The 26,280-nt window shown below is 68.1% G+C and carries 28 protein-coding genes and 1 pseudogene; 16 read left to right on the top strand and 13 right to left on the bottom strand.

Going from position 1 to position 26,280, the window contains the following annotated elements; all coding sequences use genetic code 11:
- Positions 1-62: 62 nt before the first annotated feature.
- Positions 63-1,514 carry a PLP-dependent aminotransferase family protein gene (locus tag AB5J62_RS01130; RefSeq protein WP_370946226.1) on the bottom strand — a complete coding sequence of 484 codons (1,452 nt, stop codon included), beginning with the start codon at positions 1,512-1,514 and terminating at the stop codon, positions 63-65.
- A 62-nt stretch (positions 1,515-1,576) separates the two neighbouring features.
- On the opposite strand from AB5J62_RS01130, the gene AB5J62_RS01125 reads away from it, so the two are divergent.
- Entirely contained in the window at positions 1,577-2,197 is a 621-nt protein-coding gene (locus AB5J62_RS01125; protein ID WP_370946225.1) for a YitT family protein, read from the top strand.
- Between the two features lie 75 nt (positions 2,198-2,272).
- Here AB5J62_RS01125 and AB5J62_RS01120 read toward each other — a convergent pair whose 3' ends face one another.
- Together AB5J62_RS01120 and AB5J62_RS01115 are read right to left on the bottom strand one after the other, a co-directional pair.
- Positions 2,273-2,815, bottom strand: coding sequence for a Clp protease N-terminal domain-containing protein (locus AB5J62_RS01120; protein ID WP_370946224.1), 543 nt, complete (start codon positions 2,813-2,815; stop codon positions 2,273-2,275).
- Positions 2,815-3,024 carry a sigma factor-like helix-turn-helix DNA-binding protein gene (locus AB5J62_RS01115; RefSeq protein WP_004559389.1) on the bottom strand — a complete coding sequence of 70 codons (210 nt, stop codon included), beginning with the start codon at positions 3,022-3,024 and terminating at the stop codon, positions 2,815-2,817. Before AB5J62_RS01115 ends, AB5J62_RS01120 begins: the two co-directional genes overlap by 1 nt.
- A 64-nt stretch (positions 3,025-3,088) precedes the next feature.
- On the opposite strand from AB5J62_RS01115, the gene AB5J62_RS01110 reads away from it, so the two are divergent.
- Together AB5J62_RS01110 and AB5J62_RS01105 are read left to right on the top strand one after the other, a co-directional pair.
- Positions 3,089-3,835, top strand: a complete 747-nt coding sequence (locus tag AB5J62_RS01110) for a protein phosphatase 2C domain-containing protein (RefSeq protein WP_370946223.1) — start codon at positions 3,089-3,091, stop codon at positions 3,833-3,835.
- Positions 3,836-3,887: 52 nt separating this feature from the next.
- A pseudogene (locus AB5J62_RS01105) lies at positions 3,888-4,454 on the top strand (DUF998 domain-containing protein); the annotation flags it as partial.
- A gap of 24 nt (positions 4,455-4,478) precedes the next feature.
- On the opposite strand, the gene AB5J62_RS01100 reads toward AB5J62_RS01105, so the two are convergent.
- Positions 4,479-5,459 (bottom strand): D-cysteine desulfhydrase family protein, encoded by a 981-nt coding sequence (locus AB5J62_RS01100; protein ID WP_370946222.1) that lies wholly within the window; start codon positions 5,457-5,459, stop codon positions 4,479-4,481.
- 69 nt (positions 5,460-5,528) lie between these two features.
- On the opposite strand from AB5J62_RS01100, the gene AB5J62_RS01095 reads away from it, so the two are divergent.
- Genes AB5J62_RS01095 through AB5J62_RS01085 form a run of 3 tightly spaced genes read left to right on the top strand, consistent with a single transcriptional unit; the run spans position 5,529 to position 8,300 of the window.
- Complete coding sequence (locus AB5J62_RS01095; RefSeq protein ID WP_370946221.1) at positions 5,529-6,887, top strand: amidase; 1,359 nt, start codon at positions 5,529-5,531, stop codon at positions 6,885-6,887.
- Entirely contained in the window at positions 6,884-7,435 is a 552-nt protein-coding gene (locus tag AB5J62_RS01090) for a TetR/AcrR family transcriptional regulator (protein ID WP_370946220.1), read from the top strand. Before AB5J62_RS01095 ends, AB5J62_RS01090 begins: the two co-directional genes overlap by 4 nt.
- 10 nt (positions 7,436-7,445) lie before the next feature.
- Complete coding sequence (locus AB5J62_RS01085; RefSeq protein WP_370946219.1) at positions 7,446-8,300, top strand: oxygenase MpaB family protein; 855 nt, start codon at positions 7,446-7,448, stop codon at positions 8,298-8,300.
- Positions 8,301-8,897: 597 nt separating this feature from the next.
- On the opposite strand, the gene AB5J62_RS01080 is transcribed toward AB5J62_RS01085, so the two are convergent.
- Positions 8,898-9,419: a CGNR zinc finger domain-containing protein gene (locus AB5J62_RS01080; protein WP_370946218.1), complete on the bottom strand. Its 522-nt coding sequence runs from the start codon at positions 9,417-9,419 to the stop codon at positions 8,898-8,900.
- A gap of 40 nt (positions 9,420-9,459) precedes the next feature.
- On the opposite strand from AB5J62_RS01080, the gene AB5J62_RS01075 reads away from it, so the two are divergent.
- From AB5J62_RS01075 to AB5J62_RS01055, 5 genes are all read left to right on the top strand, one after another.
- Positions 9,460-10,308, top strand: a complete 849-nt coding sequence (locus AB5J62_RS01075) for an alpha/beta fold hydrolase (protein WP_370946217.1) — start codon at positions 9,460-9,462, stop codon at positions 10,306-10,308.
- An 85-nt stretch (positions 10,309-10,393) separates the two neighbouring features.
- On the top strand, positions 10,394-11,722 hold the full coding sequence (locus tag AB5J62_RS01070; RefSeq protein WP_370946216.1) for a hypothetical protein: 1,329 nt from the start codon (positions 10,394-10,396) through the stop codon (positions 11,720-11,722).
- A complete protein-coding gene (locus AB5J62_RS01065) occupies positions 11,719-12,132 on the top strand; it encodes a FixH family protein (protein WP_370946215.1) in 414 nt (137 codons plus the stop codon). Before AB5J62_RS01070 ends, AB5J62_RS01065 begins: the two co-directional genes overlap by 4 nt.
- A 10-nt stretch (positions 12,133-12,142) precedes the next feature.
- Entirely contained in the window at positions 12,143-13,261 is a 1,119-nt protein-coding gene (locus AB5J62_RS01060; RefSeq protein WP_370946214.1) for a hypothetical protein, read from the top strand.
- A complete protein-coding gene (locus AB5J62_RS01055) occupies positions 13,254-13,787 on the top strand; it encodes a hypothetical protein (RefSeq protein WP_370946213.1) in 534 nt (177 codons plus the stop codon). Before AB5J62_RS01060 ends, AB5J62_RS01055 begins: the two co-directional genes overlap by 8 nt.
- A gap of 53 nt (positions 13,788-13,840) precedes the next feature.
- On the opposite strand, the gene AB5J62_RS01050 is transcribed toward AB5J62_RS01055, so the two are convergent.
- Entirely contained in the window at positions 13,841-14,095 is a 255-nt protein-coding gene (locus AB5J62_RS01050; RefSeq protein WP_370946212.1) for a DUF397 domain-containing protein, read from the bottom strand.
- A gap of 220 nt (positions 14,096-14,315) precedes the next feature.
- Here AB5J62_RS01050 and AB5J62_RS01045 point away from each other — a divergent pair, with 220 nt between their 5' ends.
- A complete protein-coding gene (locus tag AB5J62_RS01045; RefSeq protein WP_370946211.1) occupies positions 14,316-14,582 on the top strand; it encodes a hypothetical protein in 267 nt (88 codons plus the stop codon).
- A gap of 50 nt (positions 14,583-14,632) precedes the next feature.
- Entirely contained in the window at positions 14,633-14,857 is a 225-nt protein-coding gene (locus AB5J62_RS01040; RefSeq protein WP_370946210.1) for a hypothetical protein, read from the top strand.
- Here AB5J62_RS01040 and AB5J62_RS01035 read toward each other — a convergent pair.
- On the bottom strand, positions 14,854-15,711 hold the full coding sequence (locus AB5J62_RS01035; protein WP_370946209.1) for a helix-turn-helix domain-containing protein: 858 nt from the start codon (positions 15,709-15,711) through the stop codon (positions 14,854-14,856). The two genes, AB5J62_RS01040 and AB5J62_RS01035, sit on opposite strands and share 4 nt — an antisense overlap.
- 150 nt (positions 15,712-15,861) lie before the next feature.
- Here AB5J62_RS01035 and AB5J62_RS01030 point away from each other — a divergent pair, with 150 nt between their 5' ends.
- Positions 15,862-16,782 (top strand): MBL fold metallo-hydrolase, encoded by a 921-nt coding sequence (locus tag AB5J62_RS01030; protein ID WP_370946208.1) that lies wholly within the window; start codon positions 15,862-15,864, stop codon positions 16,780-16,782.
- A gap of 43 nt (positions 16,783-16,825) precedes the next feature.
- On the top strand, positions 16,826-18,259 hold the full coding sequence (gndA, locus tag AB5J62_RS01025; protein WP_370946207.1) for an NADP-dependent phosphogluconate dehydrogenase: 1,434 nt from the start codon (positions 16,826-16,828) through the stop codon (positions 18,257-18,259).
- Between the two features lie 57 nt (positions 18,260-18,316).
- On the opposite strand, the gene AB5J62_RS01020 is transcribed toward gndA, so the two are convergent.
- The 5 genes from AB5J62_RS01020 to AB5J62_RS01000 all read right to left on the bottom strand — a co-directional run bounded on the left by AB5J62_RS01020 (position 18,317) and on the right by AB5J62_RS01000 (position 23,406).
- Positions 18,317-19,267, bottom strand: coding sequence for a hypothetical protein (locus tag AB5J62_RS01020; protein WP_370946206.1), 951 nt, complete (start codon positions 19,265-19,267; stop codon positions 18,317-18,319).
- An 81-nt stretch (positions 19,268-19,348) separates the two neighbouring features.
- Positions 19,349-20,074 (bottom strand): Clp protease N-terminal domain-containing protein, encoded by a 726-nt coding sequence (locus AB5J62_RS01015; RefSeq protein WP_370946205.1) that lies wholly within the window; start codon positions 20,072-20,074, stop codon positions 19,349-19,351.
- A 52-nt stretch (positions 20,075-20,126) separates the two neighbouring features.
- The gene (locus tag AB5J62_RS01010) at positions 20,127-21,293 is read right to left on the bottom strand and encodes a 4-hydroxybenzoate 3-monooxygenase (RefSeq protein ID WP_370946204.1); all 1,167 of its coding nucleotides are present in this window, start codon (positions 21,291-21,293) and stop codon (positions 20,127-20,129) included.
- A 1-nt stretch (position 21,294) separates the two neighbouring features.
- Positions 21,295-22,506 (bottom strand): NAD(P)/FAD-dependent oxidoreductase, encoded by a 1,212-nt coding sequence (locus AB5J62_RS01005; protein WP_370946203.1) that lies wholly within the window; start codon positions 22,504-22,506, stop codon positions 21,295-21,297.
- Positions 22,507-22,590: 84 nt separating this feature from the next.
- On the bottom strand, positions 22,591-23,406 hold the full coding sequence (locus AB5J62_RS01000) for an IclR family transcriptional regulator (RefSeq protein ID WP_370946202.1): 816 nt from the start codon (positions 23,404-23,406) through the stop codon (positions 22,591-22,593).
- A 118-nt stretch (positions 23,407-23,524) separates the two neighbouring features.
- On the opposite strand from AB5J62_RS01000, the gene AB5J62_RS00995 reads away from it, so the two are divergent.
- Positions 23,525-24,865, top strand: a complete 1,341-nt coding sequence (locus AB5J62_RS00995; RefSeq protein WP_370950143.1) for a nucleobase:cation symporter-2 family protein — start codon at positions 23,525-23,527, stop codon at positions 24,863-24,865.
- Positions 24,866-25,026: 161 nt separating this feature from the next.
- On the opposite strand, the gene AB5J62_RS00990 is transcribed toward AB5J62_RS00995, so the two are convergent.
- The gene (locus AB5J62_RS00990) at positions 25,027-26,241 is read right to left on the bottom strand and encodes a glutamine synthetase family protein (RefSeq protein ID WP_370946201.1); all 1,215 of its coding nucleotides are present in this window, start codon (positions 26,239-26,241) and stop codon (positions 25,027-25,029) included.
- Positions 26,242-26,280 lie beyond the last annotated feature (39 nt).

Below are 26,280 nucleotides of genomic sequence, written 5' to 3'. Positions count from 1 at the left end.
TTACCACCATATCGCTACTTTGCGCGACTACACGAACACTTTAAGTGCCCTAGGTCGAGGGCCTAAGTAATGGGCATGTCCAAGCCGGATTTCGCTGAGCCGCCAACGGAAACCGCGGCCGCGCTCAAGCGGCGCACGGCCTCGAAAAGAACGTCGGCCGGTTGCGCGAAAGGCAGCCGAAGCCAGCGTTCCAGTCCACCGTGGACACCGAAGCGGGACGCGGGCGCGATTTGGACGCCGTGGTTGACCGCGGCGACCGCGAGGCGAGTGCTCACCGGCTCCGGCAGGTGACACCACAGGGAAAGGCCGCCCGGAGGTTCGGTGAACGTCCAATCCGGGCAGTACCAACGGACCGCGCCGATCAGGGCCTCGCGCAGGGCGCGGACGTCTTCGCGGCGTTTGCGCAGGGAGGGCTCGGGGTCGGTGAGGAGTTCGGCGAGGATGAGCTGCTCGAAGATCGGGGACCCGAGGTCGACCGAATAACGGGAGGCTACCAGTCGGCCGAGAAGGTCTTCCGACGCGCGGATCCAGCCGAGACGTAGGCCGCCCCAATGGGACTTCGAGGCCGAGCCGATGCTGATGGCCAGGTCGCCCGCGAAGGCGGCGAGCGGGGGTGGGCCGTCGAGTGGGTCGCCGTCGAGGTCGAGCTCGACGAGGGTCTCGTCGACCACGACCGGGGTTCTGGTCCTGATCAGCGCGGCGGCCAGGCGTTCGCGGCCCTCGGAGTCGAGGCGGAGGCCGGTCGGGTTCTGGAAGTCGGCGATGACGTAGGCGAAGCGGGGTGCGGCCTGGCGGAGGGCGGCTTCGATGCCCGCGATGTCCCAGCCTTGCGCGCCGCCCGCGTCGAGTGCGACGGGGACGGCGATGGCGTGCGCGGAACGGATGGCGTCGAGTGCGTTCGGGTAGGTGGGCTGCTCGACGAGGATGCGGTCGCCGGGGCCTGCCAGCATGCGCAGGGCGAGCACGAAACCGTGGTGGGCGCCGTTGGTGATCATGATCTGGGACGGTGACGTCGGCAGGCCGCGGGCGGTGTAGCGCTCGGCGATGCGCTCGCGGAGCACGGGCAGGCCGTCGCTGTAGCCGTGCTCGCCGAGGTGGTCGATCAACGCCACCCTGGCCGCGTCGACGGCGGGCACGATGCCCGCCGCCGCGGGCGGGGCCGCGCGGGCGAGGTCGATGAGCGTGTCTGAATCAGGCAGGGCCGGGGTGACGCCCTGCTGACGAGGTGAGGTGATCCATGAACCCGCGCCCCGGCGGCTGGCGACCAGGCCGTCTTCGCGCAGGCGGTCGAGGGCGGCGCCGATGAGCGTGCGGCTGGAGCCCAGTGCGTCGGCCAGTTCGCGCTCGGCGGGCAGGCGGGTGCCGAGCGGGAGCTGGCCGTCGAGTACCTGCATCTCGATGGCGGCGGCGAGGTCGGCGGCGCCTTGGCGTGAGCCGCCTTGGCGCCAGGTGCCGAGCATCACGGCCAATCTGGGGGCCGATATACGACCACCTGGCGGGATCAGCGGGTTCATAAGGCCAATTATTACCGATTGGCTATGGTGTGCAAGGCCAGTTACCCCTGATAGTGGACAGCGTGGCTCAGTTAGATCTCCGTCCCGTGTCCATCACCGCCTCCCCGTTCCGCCGTTCGGCGCAGCTGGTGGGCGGGCTCGCGCTGTACGGCACCAGCATGGCGATGCTCACCCGCGCCGGCCTCGGGCTCGACCCGTGGGACGTGCTGCACGAGGGCCTGACCAAGCTGACCGGCCTGAGCTTCGGCACCATCGCGGGCCTGGCGTCGATCGTCGTGCTGCTGCTGTGGATCCCGCTGCGGCAGAAGCCGGGCATCGGCACGATCTCGAACATCGTGATCATCTCGGTGACCGTCGACCTGGTGCGCGCGTTCCTGCCGGACCAGCACGTCTTCGGCTGGCAGGTGCTGCTGCTCGTCGGCGGTGTCCTGTTCAACGCCGTCGCGACCGCAGTCTACGTCGGCGCACGGCTGGGGCCAGGACCCCGTGATGGCCTGATGACCGGGCTGCACGCGCGGACCGGGTGGTCGGTGCGGCTGGTGCGCACCGGGATCGAGGTGATCGTGCTCGCGACGGGATGGCTGCTCGGCGGCACCGTGGGCGTCGGAACGGTCTTGTACGCGCTGAGCATCGGACCGCTCACCCAGGCGATGCTGCCTTACGTCGCGTACAAGGACTCGTGATTTAGCCCGCTTTACTCCCGGGGATAAAGCGGGCTTTATCCCCGGGAGTAAAGCCCGCTTTATCGCGGGTCTGGGCTAGGAAGCCTTGTTGAGGGCTTGGCGTAGGGCTAGGTAGTTGATGTCCTTCTGGGCCAGCACGTCCGAGGCGGGCCCGGGGAGAGAAGCCAGTGCGAGCAGCATGTTTTCCTCGCCGATGTGCTTGTCTCCCAAGGACAACGCCTCGCGCAGCGTTTTTTCCAGCGCCTTCTTGGACTCGCGCGCGAAGGGCAGCCGAGACTTCCGGTCGTTGCGGCCGAGACGGCCAGGCGGCGGTGACAGCGCGCCGGGGCCGTGCATCTGCTCGACCTTGTCGATGATCTGCTCGACGTCGATGCCGAACTCGCTCAGCGCCTCGGCGTCGGCGTCGCTGAGACCGCCGCGCCTGCGGATGCGCAGCACTTCGCCCGCGAGGTCCTCGGGGGCGACGCCCAGGTCGCCGAGCAAGGTCCGGCCGGACGCCGTGAGGGCGACCGCGGCGAGCAGATGCATGGGGTCGATCTGTTTGGCTCCGCCTTCGACGGCGATGCGCTGGGCGTCGATCACGGCCTCACGGGCGCCGGTGGTGAATCGCTCGAACATCAGTGCCTCCCGTACTTCTTGTGCACGGCCTGCCTGCTGACCCCCAGCTCGGCGGCGATCTCCTGCCACGACCAGCCGTGCACCCGCGCGCTGCGGACCTGCACGGCCTCCAGTTGCTCCAACAGCCTGCGCAGCGCGGCGACCGCGCGCAGTCCCACTCGTGGGTCGCGGTCACCTGCCCGCGCGGCCAGGTCCGTTGCTTCAGTCATACTGTCAATGTAGGTTGACATGATGCCGATGTCAACCCAGGTTGACGAAAGCTAGCATCGGCGGATGCCTGAAGTAGAGGTCGCCGAACATCCCGGCGTCGGCTTGGACGGCAAGGTCAGGCCGACCGAGGACCACGTGCTGGTGCTGCCGCACGCTGTCGTGCTGCTCGACGGCGCCACCCAGCCGCGGCCGGAGCTGCCCACCGGCGGCTGGTACGCGGGACTGCTGATCGAAGAGCTGAGCCGAACGGTCACAGTGGACAGTGACCTCGCCGACGCGCTGGCGCTGGCCATCGAAAACGTCGCGCGGGACAACGGGCTCGAGCCGCGGAATTCGCCGTCCAGCACGGTCGCCATCGCCAGGTGGACCGAGGACCGGGTCGACACGCTGGTGCTGGCCGACAGTCCGATCGTCGTTTGTGGACGGAACGGGGTCGAAGTCGTCTTCGATGACCGACTTTCCTCCTTGCGTAGCAACAAAAAGCTGCGCACCGGCAAGGACGTTTACCAGCTTCGCAACACCGAAGGCGGCTTCTGGGTCGCCGAGGCGGACCCAAAAGCCGCTTATCAAGCGCTTAGACGCAGCTGGCGACGCGAGGAGATCGACGTGGTCATGCTCGCGAGCGACGGCGTTTCCGCCGGTGTCGACGAGTATGGGCTGTTCAGCTGGCTCGACGTCGCCTCGATGAAACCGCACGAAGTGCTCGAAACGGTCCGGGCCGCCGAGCGTGAGGACCCCGACGGGAAGCGCTGGCCCCGGTCGAAGATCCACGACGACCAGGCGTTGGCGGTCGTGCGATTCCAGGGGTGAAGCCAGGGATGTCCCCGATCCCGGCTCGGCCGATCGGCGGCAGGCTGGGGTCATGGCGAGACCACTGGGGGACCCGGCTACCCGGCCGTGGCTGATCACGGCCGCTGTCGCGATCGGCTGGGCGTTGTTCACGATCACCGTGCTGCACCTGATCAGCTCGCATGATCCGCTGCTCGACACGTTGTCCAGCTACATCAACACCGACCGCGGCCAAGGCATGCTCGGCGCCAGCGTGCTCGCGCTCTCGGTCGGGTCGATGGCCGTGCTGGGCGCGTTGCACGCCGCGCGGATCCCGCTGAGCCGCACCACCAAGATCCTGTTCCTGACCTGGTCGCTGGGCCTGGCGACGGCCGCGGTGTTCCCGGCGAGCTATCCGGAATCACCACGGCCGGTCAGCGGTCAGATCCATCTTTACGCCTGCATGGTCGCGTTTCTGAGCGTGCCCGCCATCGGCTACACGCTGCGCGCGGTCCACCCGCTGGCCAAGCGGCTGACCGGTATTTGCGTCGGCACGCTCGTGTTGTTCGCGGTGTCCTACTTCCTCACGCTGTTCGGTCTCCCTGACCCGTTGCCGGTCGGCATCGTGCAGCGCCTCGCGCTCATCTCGGACGTCGTGCTGATGTTCGGGCTGCTGCGGATCGCGTCAGCCGAAAGCCGCGCCAGCCTGGGGCGCGTAGCCGAAGAGACCGGGCAGCCCGCCGGTGTGCAGGAAGACGACCGGCTCGTCGGACTCGTCGGCGGCGGCCCATTCGACCAGCATCGCGGCCGCCTTGCCGGTGTAGACGGGATCAAGCACCACGCCTTCGGTCCGGCCGAACAGCCCTAGCGCCTGCCACACCTGCTCGGTCGGCACGCCGTAGCCGGGGCCGAGCGCCTGGTCGGCGATCCGGACCCGGTCCAGCGAAGGTTTCGGCACGCCGAGCAGCGCCGCGGTTTCGCCGACCAGCTGGTCCAAGGTCTCGCGGGACTCCTCGGCCGGGTGCCCGACGCAGGCGACGTCGACATCCCATGGCCAGCCGAGCACGATCCCGGCCGCGGTGCCCGCGCTGCCCTGCGGGACCACGATCCGAGCACGCTCGATCCCCCGTTCCGCGAGCTGCGCGCGGATCTCCTCTGCCGCGGCGACGTAACCTAGCGCGCCGACCGGGTTCGAACCGCCGACCGGGAAGGTCGCCACCTTGCCGGTCGCCTCGGCGACAAGCCGGTCGTAGACCTTGCCGGACTCCTCGATATCCGCGCAGACGTGCACGTTCGCGCCGAACAGGCGGTCCAGGATGAGGTTGCCGGAGCGCTCGTAGGCGTCACCGTCGATCGGCACCTTCGCGGTGAGCACGAGTTCGCAGCGCAGCCCGAGCTTGGCGCAGGCGGCGGCCGTCAGCCTGCCGTGGTTGGTCTGCAGGGCGCCGAACGTGATCACCGTGTCGACCCCGTCGGCCAGCGCCTGGCCCAGCAGGAATTCGAGTTTGCGCAGCTTGTTGCCGCCGACGCCGAGCGGGTTGACGTCGTCGCGCTTGATGAGCAGGCGCTTGATTCCCAGCGCTTCGGCCAGCCTTGGCGCCTCTTCCAGCGGGGTGGGCCAGCTGCCGAGTGACACACGCGGGAACCGCTCGAGTTCGAAGGACATGCCAGCGAGTCTGCCCATCGGGTACCGTGAAAACCACTGTTCGTTCGAACGAACGAGACGGAGGGTCCGATGGGCACCGAGACCGACCTGGCCTTCGCCGGCCTCGCGGGGCAGGCGAAGCTGCTGGCAGACGGCGTGACGACGTCGGCGGCGCTGACCGACGCGGCCTTCGACCGCATCAAGGGCAGCGAGCTCAACGCGTTCCGCGCGCTGCGGCCAGCGGCGGCCGGGCGCGAGGCAGCCGAGGCCGACCGCAGGCTCGCCGCCGGGGAGCGCGCGCCGCTGCTCGGGGTGCCGATCGCGATCAAGGACGACGTCGACATCGAAGGCCTGCCGACCGCGTTCGGCTGCGAGGGCGATTTCCCTTGCGCCACAACGGACTCGCTGGTGGTGCGCCGGTTGAAGGAGGCCGGGGCGGTGATCGTCGGCAAGACCAACACCCCGGAGTTCGGGCAGTGGCCGTTCACCGAGGGACCCGCGTTCGGCGCCACGCGCAACCCGTGGAACCCGGAGCACACCCCCGGCGGCTCGTCGGGTGGTTCGGCGGCTGCGGTCGCGTCCGGCCTGGTCGCGGCGGCGCTCGGGTCCGACGGCGCGGGCTCGGTGCGCATCCCGGCCGCGTGGAACAACCTGGTCGGCATCAAGACCCAGCGCGGGCGGATCGCGACGGACAGCGAGCTGTTCCACGGCCTGACCGTGATCGGGCCGCTGGCCAGGACGGTCGCCGACGCCGCGTTGCTGCTGGACGTCGCGGCGGGCACCGGCCGGACCTTCCAGGCGGCCGCCGCTCGCGAACCCGGCAAGCTGCGCATCGGCCTGTCGACACGGATTCCTTTCACCGCAACGAAAACCCGGCTCGATCCGGCGGTTCGCGCGGCCGTCGAACGGCTGGCCGGGGTGTTCGACGGGCTCGGCCACGAGATCGTCGAGGTCGAGCCGTCGTACGGGATGATCGGCGTGACGTTCCTGCCGCGATCGCTGGTCGGCGTGCGCGACTGGGGCCTGCGCGTGCCGTCGCCGGACCTGCTCGACCCGCGAACCCGGTCCAACGCGCGACACGGCGCGAAGCTGGCCGGCCCGGCGTTGCGGCTCGCCCGCGCGGCGGAACCGTTGCTGCGCAGGCGAATCGGCTCGGTCTTCGGCGACGTCGACGTCGTGCTCACGCCGACGACCGCGACTCCCCCGCCCAAGATCGGCACCTTCGACGGGCTCAGCGGCTGGCAGACCGACCAGACGATGATCGCGGCCTGCCCGTATTGCTGGCCGTGGAACGTGCTGGGCTGGCCGGGTGTCAACGTCCCGGCGGGATTGACGGACGGCCTGCCGCTCGGCGCGCAGCTGCTCGGCCCGTCCCACTCCGAGGAGCGGCTGATTTCCCTTGCCGCGCAACTGGAATCCGTCGAGCGCTGGCAGGACCACAGGCCGTGAGCACCCGTGAAACCATCCTGCGCGCGGCGTTGAAGGTGATCGGCGAGCGCGGTGTCGCGGGCCTGAGCAACCGCCGCATCGTCGCCGACGCCGGCGTCTCGCTGGGCACGCTGACGTATCACTTCCCCAGCCAGACCGAGCTGCTGCGACAGGCGATGCTGCTGTTCGCCGAGGAGGAGACGGCCAAGCTCGCCGCGGTCGTCGACGCGCACCGCGCCGAGAACCTGACGCTGGAGCAGGCGGCGGCACTGGTCGAGCAGGTCATCGAGCAACTGCCGTTCGGCACCGACGAGATCGCCCCGCACGAGCTCTACCTGCAGGCCGCCCGCGATCCGTCGCTGCGCGACGCGTCCGAACGCTGCTTCACCGCGTACGACGCGCTGGCCGCGACGATCTTGGGCGCGCTGGGCGTCCCCGATCCCGAACGGCTCGCCGGTCCGGTGGTCGCGCTGATCGCGGGCCTGCAACTGCGCAGGCTGGCGACCGGCGCGCCGGGAACTCCGCCGGGTGAGTCACTGATGATGCTCATCCGCGGCTCGGGCGGCTAACCTCGGGATCATGGCACCGCCGATCTCGCGTGGCACGGCAGCGTGGAAGTACTTCGGCGACTTCCGCGCGGCGCTGCTCGCCGGGCAGGTGCTGTTGCTGCAGGTCGCGCATCCGGTGGTGGCCGCGGGCGTGCGCGATCATTCGGACTACACCGAGGATCCGTGGACGCGCCTGATGCAGACCGGCGCCTCGCTCTCGGTGTACATCTACGGCGGCCCGGCCGGAGCGCGCTACGAGGCTTTACGGCTTCGGGAGCTGCACAAGAAGTTCGCGGGCGTGGACGCTTCGGGGCGCCGGTACTCGGCGCTGAACCCGGAGGCCTATGCCTGGGTGCACGCGACGCTGGTCAAGGTTCCTGTTGACGCGCAACGGTTTTTCGGCCGCGGGTTGAGCGGGGCGGAGCTTGACGAGTACTACGCGCAGATGTGCGATGTCGGGCGGATGCTCGGGGTCCAGGAGCGGGATCTGCCGCCGGATTGGGCCGCGTTCGAGCGGTACTACGACTCGATGGTCGCCGGGTTCGAGTCGAACGGCACGATCGAGACGCTGCTGGAGACCATTCGCACGGTCAAGAAGCCGCGGCGGATTCCGGACTTCGCCTGGAAGTACCTGCTGCGGTGGCAGCACACGGCTCAGATGTTCGTGATACGTGGCGCTTTGCCTGCCGAGTTCCGGAACCGTCTCGGTCTACAGTGGACAGCTCGGGACGCTTTGCGGTTCGCTCGGTTCTGCCAGGTCATGCGGGTTTTCGGGGTTGTTCCGGCTCCGGTGCGGACGGTGCACATGCGGTGGATCGGGCGGCTGAACGTCTGGCTACGCGCGCACCCCAGGCTTCGCGAGCGCTTGCTCAAGGCCGGGATTTAGCGGGCTTTACTCCCGATGCCGGGCAGCTAAGGCTCGGCCTGCGCTGTCAAGCGACACGTGAGCACGCGAAACCGATCGCAACCTAGCTAACGTCCACAAAGGACTCAAATCGCTGAATTATGCCCTCGATATACCATTTACCCGCTTTCTGGACGGGTTCGCACGGAACGAACGGGACTTATGTGACGCTCAGCGTTGCGAACGCCCCGTTCACAACACTCAACCGACCTACACAACACCCGCCGAGCAACGGACTTGACCAACCCGCCCGATCCTCAACTACCCGGCATTGGGCTTTACTCCCGCTACAGCTTCGTGGTCGGGATAGCGCGTCGCCCCGTATGAAGGCTCCCCTCATACAGATCTGGCCGTATGAAGGCTCCCTTCATACGGCTATACGCGATGAAGGCTCCCCTCATACAGCTCGACTTGTATGAGGGGAGCCTTCATACAGGCTGGGGCAACGAGGGAGCCAGCCTCGGACCCGGGCCCAGGGCCGAGCGGCCAGGCTCGCGGGGCCGGGGAGGGCGCGCTCCAAGATCTTGGGCCGAGGCCGGGATTTAGCGGGCTTTACTCCCGGGAGTAAAGCCCGCTAAATCACGCTTTGGTGCGGGCGTAGTGGGCGCGGGCTTTGGCTCGGTTGCCGCACTTGGCCATGGAACACCATTGGCGGTTGCGTTTCGGGGAGGCGTCGAGGAAGCGGACGCCGCAGTCGTCGGCCGCGCAGACGCGGATGAGCGGGTCCGCCGCGACCAGCTCGATCGCGTCGACGGCCAGCGCTGCGAAGGCCGCCGGGACCGGGTCGGGGACCTCCAGCAGGTAGCGACCCGAGTGACCCAGCTGGGGAACCGGGAGCGGCACGGCGGCGGCCGTCTCGTTGAGCAGGTGGACGTCGGCGGCGTCCCCTTCCGCACGCGTCACGCGGTCTATCGACTCCCGCAGGATCAGCGCGAACGACAGGTCGTCGCTCGTCGCCGGCACCGAGGCGAGGCCGGTCAGGCCGAGCCATTCCGAGAGCGCCGCCGGGGAAACCAGCAGCTCACGGCCGTCGGCCCAGCGGTCGCGGAGCGTGTTGACGAAGTCGAGCGAGACACGGCCGCCGTCGAAGACCCAATCCATGTCTTCCATTCTAACCTATGGAGGTGGTTATACTAACCGCATGAACCGGTTAGAGATGATGAACGTCAACGGCATCCGGATGCACTACCGAATCGCGGGTGACGGACCCGCCGTCGTGCTGCTGCACGGCTGGCCGCAGACCGGCCACTGCTGGCACAAGGTCACCGAGCCGCTCGCGCGGACCCACACGGTCATCACGCCTGACCTGCGCGGTTACGGCCTCACCGACAAGCCGAAGCACGGCTTCGACAAGCGCACGATGGCCCAGGACGTCTCCGAACTCGTGACCAAGCTCGGCTTCGAGACGACCAGCGTGATCGGCCATGACCGCGGCGGACGCGTCGGACATCGCTGGGCGCTCGACCGGCCCGAGCAGGTCGAACGGCTCGCCGTGCTCGACATCGCGCCGACGCGGGAGATGTGGCGGCTGCTCGACACCGAGATCGCCAGCGGATATTGGCACTGGCTGTTCCACCTTCAGCCCGATCTCCCCGAACTGCTGGCGGGCAAGGATGTCGCCGCGTATCTCGGCTACTTCTTCGAGAAATGGACCTTCCAGCGGCACGCGATCGACACCGAGGTCTATGTCAAGGCTTTCGAGCGGCCCGGTGCCCTTCGGGCTGGATTCGACGACTATAGGGCGTCGTTTCCGGATGACGCGGCCGCCGATGACGCGGATTTCGAGGCAGGCAAGCGACTTCGCATGCCGGTGCTTGCCCTTTGGGGCGGCAAAGGGTTACTTGGCAAACTGCCAACGGTGGAGATCTGGCGGAAATACGCTGATGACGTGCAGGGCGCGGCCATCGAAGAGTGCGGACACTTCCTGCCCGAAGAGGCACCCGAGCGCGTTCTCCCTTACCTCCATAAGTTCCTCTCCCCTGGTGCCTAAGGGTTTTATGTCCCCCGCACAGGGGAGACGGGCTCACCCTGCGCCGTGACGATTTGATCGCCCTGTTCTCGCTAAGTTCATCGCCATGGGGGCCAAGAGGATTCCGGCGCTGGTGCTGCTGCCGGCGATCCTGCTGACCGGAACGGCATACGCCGACGGGGTGCAGAACGGCGCCGACATCCAGATCGCGCAGACACTCGGCGAGCGTGAGCTCACGGTGGTGATCCGCCGCGTGGACACGCCACCGGCGCCGTTGCGCGTCGACATCGTCACGCACCAGGGGACCCCGCCAGGCACGCTCACCGTCAAGGCGGCCGTCGAAGGCTCGGTCTTCAGCGAGACCACCGTAGCCCTCGACGCCAAGCCGGGTTATCACGGTGGGACCTTGCGGGTCGACCGGGCGGGGCCGTGGGAACTGCAGGTCGGCGACGGCACGCAGGTCGCCAAGATCCCGTTCGTGGTGCCCGCCAAGGTCGCCCCCGCCTGGGAAATGGCGGCGTACGGCGGGTTCGTCGTCGCCGGATTCCTGCTGTTCGTCGCGCTGCTCTTGGCCGTCAGAGGCCGGTCGGGGATGGTGCCCGCGGCGGGCATGCTCGTCGCGCTGACGGTCGCGGTGACCTCGGCGCTGCTGTCGTCGACCATCCCGCCGCCGCCCGCGCCCGGCACCAAGTTCGATCCGACCTTCGGGCCGGATCCCCAAGTGTCCTCAGTGGACTATTCGAGGCCGCCGGTGAACCTGGTGGCGGACCGGCAGGAGCGCGACCTGCGCCTGCGGTTCACCGATGGCTCCACCGGCCGCCCCGCTGACGATCTGCTGGTGCACGACAACGCGCTCGTCCACTTCGTGGTCGTCTCGCCGTCGGGACGGCTCTGGCATCTGCATCCCGTCCGCGTCGCGCCTGGCGAATATCGCGCGCGCCTCAAGGCACCCGAGACCGGGAACTACGCCTTGTCGGCGGAGATCGCGCGACGCGGCGGCGGCGTGCAGCTCATCCGTTCGGCGATCGCGCTCACCCAGGACGGCACCGATCCGGCGCCGCCATCGGCGGAGGCGACGCTGCGGCAGGCGATCAGCCCGGCAGGCACGCCCAGCACGATCACCGCGCAGTTCCCGAAGAAGGATCTGCAGCCGTGGCTGGGCATGCTCGGGCACATGATCGTCGCCGGGCCGGTCGACGGCGACTTCACCAAGGCGCCGATCTGGGCGCACGTCCACGCCATGACCCCGGCGACACCGGGGTTGCCCGACCGTCCTGATGAGACGGTCGCGGCGTTCGGCCCCGACGTGCCGTTCACCTACACGTTTCCGTTGCCGGGCAAGTACTTCGTCTGGATCCAAGCCGAGCGCGGGTACTCCGTGCTGACCGTTCCGGCGGTCATCGACGTTCCGCAGACCAGGGGGCCGCAGGGATGACGAGACAGAAACCGAGACTGCTGATCGCGGCGGTCGCCGTGCTCATCTTGGGCGTGCTCGCCTGGCTGGTGTGGCCGTCCACGAGCAGCGGCCCGACCGTGCTGAAGTCGGCGACCGGCAGTCACACGATCCAGCTTTCGGTCGACGCGCCGAAGCTGGGCACCAATTCGTTCGGCGTGGAAGTCACCGACCAGTCGGGGAAACCGGCCAGGCTCGACAGCGTCACGGTCGAACCGGTGATGCCGCAGATGGGCCACGCGCTGTCCCCGGTCACCGCCGGTCAGGAGGGACCTGGCCGGTACCGGGCGGCGGAAACGGTGCTGCCGATGACCGGGCAGTGGGAGATCACCATCTCACTGCACGGTCCGGCCGGCACCGAGCAGGCGGTTTTTCCTTTGCTGGTCAAATAAAGGAGGGGTAGTGGATCTCACGGCGTCGGGGGCAAGGGCGGTCCCCGCAACCACGAGCGGCTCGAGGGGGTTGGCCGCGGCGAGTTTCGTGCTCGCCGGGACTTTGCTCTCGCTGACAGGTCTGACCTGGGACATCCAGTGGCACGACGACGTCGGGCCCGACACGTTCTTCACCCTGCCGCACCTGTTCCTGTACTCGGGCAGCGCGGTGGCGGGCATCGCGAGCCTGATCGTGGTGCTCAGGACGACGGCGGCGACGCGCAAGGGCCAGCCCGTCGACCCGATGGTCGGCGGCCGTGCCGTCGGCGTGTTCGGCCGGACCTTCTCGGCACCGGTCGGCTATCTGATCTCCGGCTCCGGCGCGGCGATGTTCCTGCTCTACGGCCTGTGGGACCAGTGGTGGCACAGCCTGTACGGCTTCGACGCGGTCATCTCGTCGCCGCCGCACATCGGGCTGCTGCTCTCGGTCACGGTGACCATGGTCGGCGCGGTGATGGTGTTCGCGGTGGCGCGAGGTGAGCGCTGGGGCAAGATCGGCTTGCTCGGCAGCCTGGCCGTGCTGACCGGGTTCAGCATGGTGACCGTGATCGGCCTGTCCGAGATCGACGCTGGCATCGTCAACACGGTCGTCGTCGGCACCGCGTTCTTCTCGGTGCTGACCGTCATCATGGGCGCCGAGGTGATCGGCAGGCCGGGTGGCGCGTTCGGCGTCGCGCTGGCGCTGGCCGCGATCCAGGCCGCGTTCTGGTGGTTCTCGCCGTGGGCGGCGGAAACCTACGCGGGCATGGTCGGCCTGCCGCTGCGCGACAACATCGACAACGTGCCCGACATGCCGGCGATGATGCCGATGAGCCTGATCGTCGTGGCGGCCGCGGTCGAGCTGGTGCGCCGCTTCGGCACCGGCCGCGCGATGGCCGCGCTCGGCGGCGCGATCGGCGGCCTGATCGTGACCGGCGTGCAGCCGTTGCAGCGGGCTTGGGTGTACGGCGCGGGCCTGCCGCCCGCCTCGTCGATGATCGCGACGATCGTCGCCGGCGGGGTTTTCGGCGCGCTCAGCGGATTCCTGGGCTGGCGGTTCGGCGTGATGCTGCGGCAGCTCGCGCCCGCGAAGGAGAACAGCGATGCGTAAGACAGTCATGGCGCTCGTCGGCGTCATCGGGTTGCTGCTCGGCACCGCGCTGCCTGCGGCGGCCTACGAGCCGGTGAACATCGTCCACACCGAGCAGGTCCAGGCCGGGCCGTACGCGCTGACCATCGGGTTCAGCACCTGGCCGCTGCGGGCGATGCAGTCGCTCGACTTCACCTTCATCCCCGACGGCGGGATCGAGGGCAAGTCAGGCACGTTGTCCGTGATCAAGCCGGGCGCGGAGAAGGCGGGCAGGCCTTCGCCGCTGTCCAGGCACCCGCGCAAACGCGACGTGTGGGGCCTCGACGTGGAAAGCCTCAACCTGCCAGGCGACTGGACGTTCCAGTTCGTCGTCGACGGGCCGCAAGGCCAGGGCAAGGGCACGCTGAAGCCACTGCCGGTGATGGAACAGCCTGGGCCGCCGATGGGCCTGAGCTGGGCGATCAGCACGGTTCCGCTGTTCGCTTTGATCGCGCTGATCGTCGTCGCCTGGCGACGGACACGCGCGCCGTCGGCCAAGACGTCCTGAGCGGGGCGAATGGAGGGCGTCTTCCGCACCACGGTGCGGGAGGCGCCCTTCCCTTATCCGGGTAGGTCGAACTGGCCTGCTTTGACGGCGATGAGGAACGCGTTCCACTCGCCTGCGTCGAACATGAAGACCGGGCTCGAGGTCAGCTTGGTGTCACGCAGGCCGACGACGCCGTCGCCACCCACGTTGACCTCGACACAGTTGCCGCCGTTCGGCTCGCTAGCGAACGACTTGGCCCAGCCGTCGTCGTCGAAGAAGCGCACGGCCGTGTTCGGATCGTAATCCGGTACAGACGGATAATCCGTCATGGGTCGTACCTCCGGGCTTCCAGTGAAGAGCACAGTCGCAGGGCCAAGCGGGTGATCAACTCAGCATGCCCTCGACACTCAGATTATTCCAGGAGTAGGATTAATCTCAGCGGCCAGGGTGAAGTAGTTTGAAATTCGCAACCACACTGTTCAACATGTTCGACTTTTCCCGGCAGGCCGTGACCACCACCTCGCAGGCCTCTTGGGGGAGGACCATCTGGTGATCAAGGCGAACGACCGGACGGCCGTGCTGGCCGTCGGTAGGCTTACTGCGGGGCTCACTGGGGAGAGCCGCAGGTCAGCACACCTTTTTGATCTTGGCGAAGACGCGGGCGCGAACGGTTTCGTGCTCGCACGCTGCGGATCCGAGCTGCCGCTCCCGGATATCGAATGGCTGAAGCTGGGCATGGGGATGCCCTGCGAACGCTGCCTGGGAGTCGGCGTCGCAACTGACCAGGCGCTGCTGCGCCGTGAACTGGGGGCGTGAAAGCAATGGCAGTCCGACTCACACAGACGCCGCGCCGCGAGGTGCCGTCCGTGAGCGAGACCACATCCGGGGGACGAAGGACGATCGGCCGCGCGCTGCGCGATCGCTTCGGTTTCAGCTTGATCCAGGCGCCACTACGCCAACATGTAACGCCTTGGGCCGAAGAGCCCGAGCTGCCCGGCCCGCGTCGTGAACTGGTGGCGGCCGGAAACGGCCCCGCGCCCGAGTGGAACTCGCGGCCGATCGTCGAGCAGCTGGAACTACATCGCGCTTAGGCGTTCATCTGGGCTCGGTAGTGCTCCGCGAGCTCAGCCAGGAACTGGCGGGTCTCCCCGCGTTCCATCGCGGCACCCCGCAGGCGGTCCCACGAGTCCACGAAGATCTGGAAGTCCTTGGAGTCGTCGAGGTAGAGGCCGCCCGCGGAGTGCTCGATGTAGACGAAGTCCCGCGTGCGGTCAGGGAACCGCATGATGGTGAAGTCGTTCGGCACCGAAGCGAGTTTCGCGTCGAACGGCAGCACGTGCACGTACACGCGCGGCCGCCGGTCCAGCAGCAGCAGGTGCTCGACCTGGTCGAGCATGACCGCCGGCGCCATTCCGCCGGGCGCCCGGCGCAGCGCGGCCTCGCTGATGATGAAGCGGTAATACGGCGGCTGCTGCTGGTCGAACACCGCCTTGCGGTCCAACCTGTTGCGAACCAAGGACGTCACGTCCGTCGCGCCGGCTTCGGTGAACTGCTTGAGCATGTAGTGCTCTGACTGCAGCGGACCGGGGATGCGCTCACCGTGCCAGGTGAGGATCTCCGCGGCGGCCGGTTCGAGGTCGGTGAATGTGCGAAACCAGTGCGGCACCACGGAGCGGTAGCCGGACCAGTGCCCGCGCTGGCCCGCGGCCGCGCGCGCGAGGTTCATCAGGGTTTCGGCTTCGTCGCCGTTGATGCCGAACGCGTTGAGCATCGATCGCACGTCCCCGAGCTTCACCCCGACGGCGCCCGACTCGATCTTGTTGACCTTGCCCTGGGTACAGCCCAGGAACTCGGCAACCTGCTGCTGAGTCAGCTTCGCCGCATTTCGGGCATGACGGAGCTCGTTACCGAGCTGCTTACGCCGCGAAGTGACGGTGCTGGCCATCAGCCGTGCTCTCCCAGAACACTCATCCGGTCCAGAACTCCTCTACTCGCACTCCGCGCCAGGTCGATGATGACACCGCGTCGCGCTCGAAGGAAAGATCTCCGGACGCCATCCGGCCCAGTTTACCGGCTTGGCGGGCATAGTAGACGCGTGCAGGATCTCTCACCGTCAGCCGCCTCCGTCCAGCAAGTCGCCAATGGCGTATTCGGGTACGTCCAACCGGATGGCTCCTGGTGGATCAACAACTGTGGGTTCATCGACGCAGGCGATCACAGCGTGCTCATCGACACGTGTGCCACTGAGCGGCGCACGCTCGCGCTGGTCGACTCCGTCACCTCGACCACCGGGTCCGCGATACGCACGCTGGTGAACACGCATCACCACGGCGACCACACCAACGGCAACTTCCTGGTCTCCGGCGCCACGGTCGTCGGGCACCGCAAGACCCGCGAGGCGATCCTCACGACTGGTCTGAACAAGTACGAGGGCGTGTTCACCGGCAACGACTGGGGCCATCTGGAGCTGCGCCCGCCCGAGGTCGTGTTCGACGACCGGCTGACCATTCACGCCGGAGATGTCCGGATCGACCTGATCCACCCCGGGTATGCCGCGCACACCACGAACGACGTGCTCGTGTGGCTGCCGGAACAGCGCGTGCTGTTCGCGGGTGACACCGTCTTCAACGGCGGCAGCCCGTTCGCGGTGATGGGCTCGGTCGCGGGCTCACGTGCCGTGCTGGACGTGGTGCGCTCCCTCGAACCGTTGACGATCGTCCCTGGCCACGGGCCCGTCTGCGACCTGGCGGCGCTCGACCGGCTCGACGCCTACCTGGCGTTCGTCCAGGAGCGGGCCGAGTTCGGGAAGTCGGCAGGCCTGACGCCGTTCGAGACGGCGACGCGGACCGACCTCGGCGAGTTCGCGGCGCTTTCGGAGACCGAGCGGCTGCCCGCGAACCTGCACCGCGCGTACGCCGAGCTGGACGGGCTCGAGTGGGGCGGCGAGATCGACCTGCGCGAGGCGGTCGTCGACATGGTGAAGTACCACGGCGGAGAGATCCGCTGCTTCTCGTGAGCACTACGCTTCGATTCAGAACGACGCGACCGGAAGGGCTTAGATGAGCAAGAAGGCGAGCATCGGGGTCACAGGGCTGGCGGTCATGGGCCGCAACCTGGCCCGCAACCTGGCGCGGCACGGGCACACCGTCGCACTGCACAACCGCTCGGAGGAGCGGACGCGCGCGCTGGTCGACCAGTTCGGCGACGAGGGCGACTTCATCCCGGCCTACTCGGCGCAGGAGTTCGTCGACGCCTTGGAGCGGCCCCGCCAGGTCGTCATCATGGTCAAGGCGGGCGCACCCACCGACGCGGTCATCGACGAGTTCGCGCCACTGCTGGAGCCGGGCGACGTCATCGTCGACGCGGGCAACGCCCACTTCGCCGACACCCGCCGCCGCGAGGCCGCGCTGCGCGAGCAGGGCCTGCACTTCGTCGGCACCGGCGTCTCCGGCGGCGAGGAGGGCGCGCTCCACGGCCCGTCAATCATGCCAGGCGGCTCGGTCGAGTCGTACCAGTCACTCGGCCCGCTGTTCGAGGACATCTCGGCCAAGGTCGACGGCTCCCCCTGCTGCACCCACGTCGGCGCCGACGGTGCCGGACATTTCGTGAAAATGGTGCACAACGGCATCGAGTACGCCGACATGCAGCTCATCGCGGAGTCCTTCGACCTCCTCCGCGGCGCGGCAGGCTACTCCCCCGCCGAGATCGCCGAGGTCTTCCGCACCTGGAACACCGGCCGCCTCGACTCCTACCTGATCGAGATCACCGCCGACGTACTCGCGCACGTCGACGCGTCGACCGGCAAGCCGTTCGTCGACATCGTCGCCGACCAGGCCGAGCAGAAGGGCACCGGCCGCTGGACCGTCCAAATCGGACTCGACCTCGGCGTCCCGATCTCGGGCATCGCCGAGGCCGTGTTCGCCCGGTCCCTGTCCGGGTCCTCGGAGCTGCGGGCCGCGTCCCGCGAGCTCGGCGGCCCCCGGCGCGCACCGCTGTCGGACATCTCCGGGTTCGCGGACAAGGTCGAGCAGGCGCTGTACGCGTCGAAGGTCGTGGCGTACGCGCAGGGCTTCAACCAGATCCAGGCCGGTGGCGCCGAGTACGGCTGGGACATCGACCTCGGCCGCGTCGCGGCGATCTGGCGCGGCGGCTGCATCATCCGGGCGAAGTTCCTGAACGACATCACGTCGGCTTACGAGGCCGAGCCCGGCCTGCCGACGCTGCTGACTTCGGGTGGCTTCCGGAAGGCTGTCGAAGAGGCTCAGGATGCTTGGCGCTCGGTGATCTCCACGGCTGTGGCTCTGGGTATTCCGACGCCTGGGTTCTCGACGGCTCTGGCCTACTACGACGGGCTGCGGGCTGAGCGGCTGCCCGCGGCTCTGGTTCAGGGGCAGCGGGACTTCTTCGGGGCGCACACCTATCGGCGGGTTGACCGGGAGGGTTCGTTCCACACTGCTTGGGCCGAGTCTGGCCGGCCTGAGGTTTCTTCTTAGGTTTGGTTGGGCGAGTGGAACCTTTGCTGCGTTGGATGCAGCAAAGGTTCCACTCGCTCAGACCAGTGTGACCAGCGGGCGCGCGGATGAGGCGGCGGCCGCGTAGGCCGCCCGGAGTTCCGCGACCACCTCGTCAGGCGCTTCCCGCAGTTTGGCCGGCAACGTTTGGACGACGAGAATCCCCGCTGCCGCATAGCGACAGTTGCGTTGCAGGGTTCGGGCGTACCCCTCGGAGCCCGCATGGAACTCGACCGAATCGATTTCCCAGGCAAGCCCGACTTGGTCGAACCACGCATCGGGCGTGGCGATGTAGTCCCCGGCGGCGTTGACCAGCCGCCGGTTCCACAACGGCTGCGGCAAGCCGCTCCGTCGCCACACGTGTTCCGCGGCGATCTCCGCGACCGAATGTGCGCCGGGGCGCATCTCGTTGAGCACCCGGCGAGGAATTGCGCTCCCCCGCTGCGAACCTGTGGCCAGCTCCTCGGAAAGCCGAGCCACTGTCGTGAGACCACGCTGCACGGCCTCGGTCAGCAGCGCACGAACGGGTACCAGCTTTCGCACCCGGCGAGCGGAATCCAACACCGCCCTCGTCGGCGGCGCCAGCGGAATCCCCTCTCGAACAACGACTTTCGGCATTCGCTGGGTTCGCTCGATCACCACGAAGTCACACCCGTTGAGGCGTCGCTCCTGCGGTATCAGTAGGTGAATATCCCGGCCATCCGGCACATTTCTCATACTGAATGCCCGGCAGGCCTCGTATCCGGTCACGACAGCTCGTTCGCCGCCGTAGAGCTTGGCCGCCACGAGCTGCTGCCGACGGGTAGGCGGCGCTCTGTACAGGCTCACGATCTTGGGTAAGAGCCACCGCCACGACCCGCCTGCCTCGCATTGCCGGGTGATCGTGCTCGAAGGAACGCCCAGGTCCTTCAAGTCACGAGTCCGGATTACGCCGTCTTCGCTCTCTGCCAGGAGAAGCCCGAGGTCTTCTCCCCACTCGCCACGTTTCATGCGTCGATCGTGGCACCCGGGTCCGGCGAAACCGGGCGGCAAAGCCTAGTTATCCACAGGGGTATCCAGGTGTGGACAACTTCAGTTCAGCTTGCGGCCTTCGACGATCGCCGCCAGCAGTTGCAAGGTCCATGGCTCGACCGCCTCCTTGGTCACACCCCATGCGGTCAGCAGGTCGTACGCGCGGCCCTCGCCGAGTTCCAGGATCGCGAACAGGATGTGTTCCGTGCCAATGTAATTGTGGCCGAGACGCAGGCCCTCGCGCAGGGTCAGCTCCATGACCTTCTTGCCGTGCGCGTCGAACGGGAGCTGGTCGGCGATCGTGTCCGATGGTGGGTCGAAGGAGTCCATGACCTTCGGCATCGCCTCCTGGATGGGGAGGCCGAACTCGGCGATCGCCTTGGCGGCCAGGCCTTCGGTCTCGCCGAGGAGGCCGAAGAGGAGGTGTTCGGAGCCGATGTGGTTGTTGGCGGCGTTGCGGGCCGCGGCCTGTGCGCCGATCACGACCTTGCGGGCGCGGTCGGTGAAGCGGCCGAAGGTGTTGGCCAGCTCTTCGAGGCTGGGTTCCTTGGGGACGAAGCGTTTCTGGGCGGCCTGCTTGGAGACGCCCATGCTGCGGCCGATGTCGGTCCAGGAGGCTCCGGACCGCCTGGCTTGGTCGACGAAGTGGCCGATCAGGTGATCCGCGACCTCGCCGAGGTTGTCGGCGACCAGCACCGCGTCGGAAAGCTGGGCGAGGGCGTCGCCGTCGGAGTGCTGTGTCTTGATGTAGGTGATGAGTTCGTCCAAGCGGACCGGTGAGTTCATGCGTCAACTGTAGGTTGACGATCGGCCGCGCGTCAACCCTGGGTTGACCAGGTCAGCCGAAGGGCAGGCCGACGTAGTTCTCGGCCAGGCTGGTCGCGGCGGCTCGGGAGCTGACCGTGTACCGGAGCTGGGAGACCTGGAGACGGCGCTGGAACCGGTCGGCGGCGGGGTTGATGTGGAGCATGGTCGTCATGAACCAGGAGAAGTGCTCGGCTCGCCATACCCGGCGCAGGCAGGTGTCCGAATAGGCCGACGCGGGCTCAGGATTCTTGTGCAGCAACAATTCCTTCACCGCGCGGGACAGGACCAGGACGTCGGCGATGGCGAGATTCATGCCTTTGGCGCCCGTCGCGGGGACGATGTGGGCCGAGTCGCCCGCCAGGAACAGCCTGCCGTACTGCATCGGCTCGACGACGAAGCTGCGCATCGGCGCGATGTTCTTGTCGAGGATCGGGCCCTCGATCAGGGAAAAGCCGTCCGCGGCCAGCCGAGTGTCCAATTCGGACCAAATACGGTCGTCGGACCAGGATTCGATGCGGTCGCCGTTGGGGACCTGGAGGTAGAGCCGAGTGATCTCGGGCGACCGCATGCTGTGCAACGCGAAGCCGCGCTCGTGGTGTGCGTAGATCAGCTCGTCGTCGGACGGCCGCGTCTGCGCGAGAACGCCCAGCCACGAGAACGGGTACTCGCGGTCGAAAGGCTCTTGCGACGGGATCGAGGGGCGGCTGATGCCGTGGAAGCCGTCGCAGCCCGCGATGACGTCGCACTCCAGCACCTGTGAGACACCATCGCTGTCACGGTAGGAAATACGTGGCCGCTCAGTGTCTATTTCGGACAGTGAAACATCCGAGACTTCGTAGTGGATCTGCTGACCGCGTGCCTCGTGGGCGTCGATCAGGTCCTTGACGATTTCCTGCTGGCCGTAGACCACAATGGACTTGCTGGTCAGCTCCGTGAGCGGGATGCGGTGGTCCTCGCCGTCGAAGCGGAGCGAAAGGCCTTCGTGCACAAGGCCTTCCGCGTCCATACGGGTCGCGAGACCGAGTTGGCGGAACAGGTCGACCGTCGGCTGCTCGCAGACCCCCGCACGCACGCGCCGCCGGATGTACTCGCGGTCGCGGGCTTCGAGAATCACCGACTCGATGCCCTCCAGATGGAGGAGGTGAGCGAGCACGAGCCCAGCGGGGCCCGCTCCGACGATGCCGACCTGTGTACGCAAACTAACTCCTAGATTTGGCCAATCCCTTGAGATCGAACTCGGCTGCCCGCAGTTCGTCGAGCGTCACCGGCCTGGTGGCGGCGAGGAGACGACGGGCGGAAACGTGGTCGCTGGGGCGGTTGACCGACTCGACGGCGATCAGCACGTCGTCGCGGAACGCCAGGATGGAGAACTTGCCCGCGTCCTTGTCGCCGGTGACCAGCAGGTTGTCGGCGCCGGTCCCGATACCGGCGATCTGCAGCTTGTTGCCGAGCTGGTCGGTCCAGAACCACGGGACGCTGTCGTACGGCGCCGGCGCGCCGGTGATGGTCGCGGCGACCCACCGCGCCTGGTCGACGGCGTTCTGCACGGACTCGAGACGGGTCGGCCTGCCCGCGTGCACGCACGGGAAGTTGGCGCAGTCGCCGACCGCGAAGATCTTGGGGTCGCTGGTGGTGAGGTGCTCGTCGACGACGATGCCGTTGTCGACCTTGAGCCCGGCCTCTTCGGCGAGCGTGGTTTCGGGCAGCACGCCGACGCCGATCACGACGAGGTCGGCGGGCAGATGGCGGCCGTCGGTGAGCTCGACCGACTCGACCTTGCCGTCGCCGTGCAGCGCGGTGACGCCGTGGCCGAGTACCAGCGTCGCGCCCGCCTGCTCGTGGAGCGCGGCGAAGTGCGCGGAGATCTCCGGGGTCGCGACGCGCGCGAGCAGCCGGTCCTGCGCTTCGACGACCGTGACCGGGCGGCCCGCGTGCGCGGCGAACTCCAGTCCGATGAAGCCGCCGCCGATCACGACGACGTCCTTCGCCTGCTCCAGCGCGGTGCGCAGCGAGTCGGCGTCGTCGCGGGTGCGCAGGCCGAACACGCCTTCGAGGTCGGCGCCGGGCACCGGGAGCGGGCGGTTGCGGGCACCGGTCGCGAGCACGAGGTGGTCGTACTCGAGCGAGGTCCCGTCTTCGAGCGTGACGGTCGACTCGGCGCGGTCGATCGCGGCGATGCGGCCGTCGACGAGCTCGATGTCCTTGTCGTTGAAGAAATCCTGGGGACGCAGGTGCAGCGCGTCGACCCCGGCGGTCCCCTGCAGGTACTGCTTCGACAGCGGCGGACGCTGGTACGGCACACCCGGTTCGTCGCCGATCAGCACGACCCGCCCGGCGAAACCCTTGTCCCGCAACGAAGCGGCGGTTTGGAACCCACTCTGTCCCGCACCGGCGACGAGGACCGTTGTCATTGTTGCCCCTTTCGGTTCTTAGCCCTCATCTGAGCACATCTCCGCTAGCCCGTGCGAGTGGTCTAGGGGTTGCTCACAGCATGCTCAGGGGCTGCGTTCGGCGGGCCTCGACTTCCGCTCAGCGGAAGCCGGCATCCGGGCGGCGCGTGGCGCGCCGAGTGACCGGGAAATCCCGCGCGCGGCCGCGCGCACGGCCGGGACCAGGCTGCGCGCGTCGGTGTCCTCGGCGGGGACGACCAGCGAAATCGCGGCCACGACTGTGTCATCTGTGCCGTAGACGGGCGCGGCGACCGACACCGAGACCAGCTCGATCTGGCGGTCGCTGATCGCGTAACCGTCTCGCCGGACGTCCGCGAGTACGCGCCGCAGTTTCGCGGGCGACGAGATGGTCTTGGCGGTGTAGCGCTTGAGAGGCGCCGCCAAAACCGACTCCTGGACCTCGGCGGGCGCGTTCGCGAGCAGCACCAGTCCGACGCCGGTCGCGTGCGCCGCGAGCCGCCCACCGGGGCGCGACACGACGTTGACCGCGCCGCGTGCGGAGATCCGCTCCAGGTAGACGACATCGGGGACGTCCAGCACGGCGAGCTGGACGTTCTGGTGGGTCGCCTCGTAAAGGTCCTCGAGGAACGGCATCGCGCTCTCGCGCAGGCTCATGCCGTGCGGCGAGAGCGAGGCGACCTCCCACAGCCAGAGGCCGACGCGGTAGCGGCCGTCCTCCTCGCGTTCGAGCGCGCCGCGGCGGACAAGTTCGGCGACGATGCGGTGGGCGGTGGACAGTGGCAAGCCCGCCCGGCGGGACAAATCGGACAGCGTCAGCTTCGGGCGATCCGAAGTGAAGGCGCCGAGAAGATCGAGGACACGCTCCGCCACCGAGGGCGGGCGGGCTGCGTTGTGCCGCATAGAGCCAGGTTAGCCGTCCGAACGGGCGAATGATCCCGCCCGGGTGGACAGCTCCGGAACCCGGTCGGCTCCGCTACCGTCACGCGCGAGGCTCTTGACTGGAGGAGGCGTCGTGGTGATCGAGAAACACCCCGTCGACGAGGTTCTGCCGTTCGGGCGGCTGACGCTGCTGGGCCTGCAGCACATGTCGATCATGTACGCCGGTTCGGTGGCCGTGCCGTTGATCGTGGGCAGCGCGCTGAAGCTGGACCAGGCGACGATCGCGCTGCTCGTCAACGCGGATCTGCTGGTCGCGGGCATCGCGACGCTGATTCAGGCGATCGGTGTCTGGAAGATCTTCGGTATCCGGCTGCCGGTGGTCGCGGGCGCCACGTTCAGCGTGGTGAACCCGATGATCCTGATCGGCGCCCAGTACGGCATGCCCGCGGTGTACGGCGCGATGCTCGCGTCCGGCGTGTTCGGCCTGCTGATCGCGCGGCCGTTCGCGAAACTCGTCCGGTTCTTCCCGCCGCTGGTGTCCGGGACGCTGCTGGTGGTGATCGGCGTTTCGCTGATCGGGCCTGGCGCGGCGATGATCGCCGGGCACGACACCCAGTCACCGGACTACGCGCGGCCGTCGCACATCCTGCTCGCGCTCGGCGTGATCGCGCTGGTGGTGCTGTTCACCCGGTTCCTGCGCGGCTTCGCGAACCAGATCGGCCCGCTGGTCGCACTGGCACTCGGCCTCGTCGTGGCGATCCCGATGGGACTCGTGCACCTCGACGGCGTCTCGTCGGCCTCGTGGTTCGGGCTCGCGTCGCCGTTCCACTTCGGACCGCCGGCGTTCCCGATCGCTGCTGTGCTCTCGATGTGCGTGGTCATGCTCGTGACGTACACCGAGTCGACGGCCGACCTGCTGGCGATCGGCGAGATCACCGGCAAGCCCGTCACCGACGCCGACCTGGCGCGCGGGCTCGCGACCGACGGCCTGTCCGCGGTGCTCGGCGGCGTGATGAACTCGTTCCCCGACACGGCTTTCGCGCAGAACGTCGGCCTGGTCCAGATGACCCGCGTGCGTTCACGCTGGGTCGTCGCGGTGACCGGCGGCGTGCTGCTGCTGATGGGCCTGATCCCGAAGATCGGCGCGTTCATCGCGGCGGTCCCGGAACCGGTGATCGGCGCGGTGGCCGTGGTGATGTTCGCGATGGTCGCGGCCGTCGGCCTGCAGAACCTGCGCAAAGTCGAATTTTCGGGCAACCACAACACTTTCGTCGTCGCGGTGTCGATCGGCGTCGGCATGCTGCCCGCGGTCGCGCTCGACCGCTTCGGCAACTCGATCTTCTTCAAGAACTTTCCCGCCTGGCTGCAGACGATCTGCGGGAGCCCGATCACGATCACGGCGATCATGGCGTTCACGCTGAACCTGCTCTTCAACCACCTGGGCTCCCGACGCTCCGACCCGGACCTGGTCTCGGTCTAGCCAGGTAAAATCCCAATGCGTCCTTCGGTCCGTGCAATGTCCCGAATGCGTCCTTCGGTCCGTAGGAGGTCCCCAATGCGTCTTTCGGTCCGTAGGAAGTCCCCAATGCGTCTTTCGGTCCGTAGAAGGGACCGAAAGACGCATTGGGATTTTTTTCGGGGTTAGAGGAGCCAGGAGTACTCGCGGAACTCCCAGTCGGTGACTGTGCGGGCGAAGCGGGAGAGCTCGGCGCGTTTGAGGGCGGCGAAGAGTTCGACGAAGCGGGGGCCGAGGGCTGAGGCCAGGGTTTTGTCGTCTTCCAGGGCGTAGAGGGCCTCGGGGAGGGAGCGGGGCAAGGGGGCGCCTTCGCCGGGGGGTGGGGGTGTGAGGTCGTGCTGGATGCCGTCGAAGCCGGCGGCGAGGATCGCGGCTGTCGCGAGGTAGAGGTTGGCCGAGCCGTCGCCGCCGCGGACTTCGACGCGGGCGCCTTCGGGTGGGATGCGGACGTAGGCCGTGCGGTCGTCGTGGCCCCAGTTCGCGGTGACCGGGGTGAGGCCCTCGCCGAGGCGCTTGTAGGCGGTGATCGTCGGGTTGAGCAGTGCGGTCAGCGCCGGGGCGTGCGCCAGGACTCCGGCGAGGAAGGCCATCAACGGCGGGGTTCCCGAAGAGTCCACAAGGGACACGTGCAGGTGGCAGCCGTTGCCTGCTCGCTCGTTGAAGGGTTTGCCCATGAAGGTCGCCAGCAGGCCGTGCGCGGACGCGACCTCCTTGACCACGTATCTGCTGAGGAACGCCCGGTCGGCCGCGTTCAAAGCCGAGGAGTGGTGGAGGTTCAGCTCAAACTGACCGCCGCTGAACTCGTGGTTGCCCGCGGTGGCGTCCAGGCCCATGTCCCGGCAGCGGCGCAGCAGCTGCGAGATCATGCCTTCAGGGTCGAGCGCGGTGCCGACCATGTAGCCGGCCGTGTCGCGTTCGCCGTAGGGCGCCCAGCCGCCGGAATCGCGGCGGCAGAGGTAGAACTCCAGCTCGGGGCCGAGCACGGGTGACAGGCCGCACTCGGTGAACCGGGCGATCTGGGCGCGCAGGATGTCACGCGGGGAGAACGCGAGCGGCTCGCCGTGGGTGTCGGAGATGTCGGCGAGGCACAGCGCGACGTCCGGGGAGCCGATCAACGTCGTCACGTCGGGGTGGGCGACGGCGTCCGGCCAGCCGCTCCCGGAGGTCTCCGTCGCTTCGAGCGGGTTCGCGGCCAGGTCGGTCAGCAGGAGAGCCTGGCAGAAGCCGACGCCGTGTGTCACCACCCGATGGAACTCCTCGACCGTGACCTCCTTGCCGCGCGCGACGCCGTGCAGGTCGCTCCAGAGCACTCTGACCAGGTCCGCTCCGCCGAGATCCACCCGAGCCCTCCCAAATGTTTGGTCCCAAACGATATGCTC

The sequence above is a fragment of the Amycolatopsis sp. cg5 genome (assembly GCF_041346955.1).
Lineage (GTDB): Bacteria > Actinomycetota > Actinomycetes > Mycobacteriales > Pseudonocardiaceae > Amycolatopsis.
The sequence above is the reverse complement of the archived record's forward strand: the minus strand, read 5'-3'. Positions and strand labels throughout refer to the sequence as shown.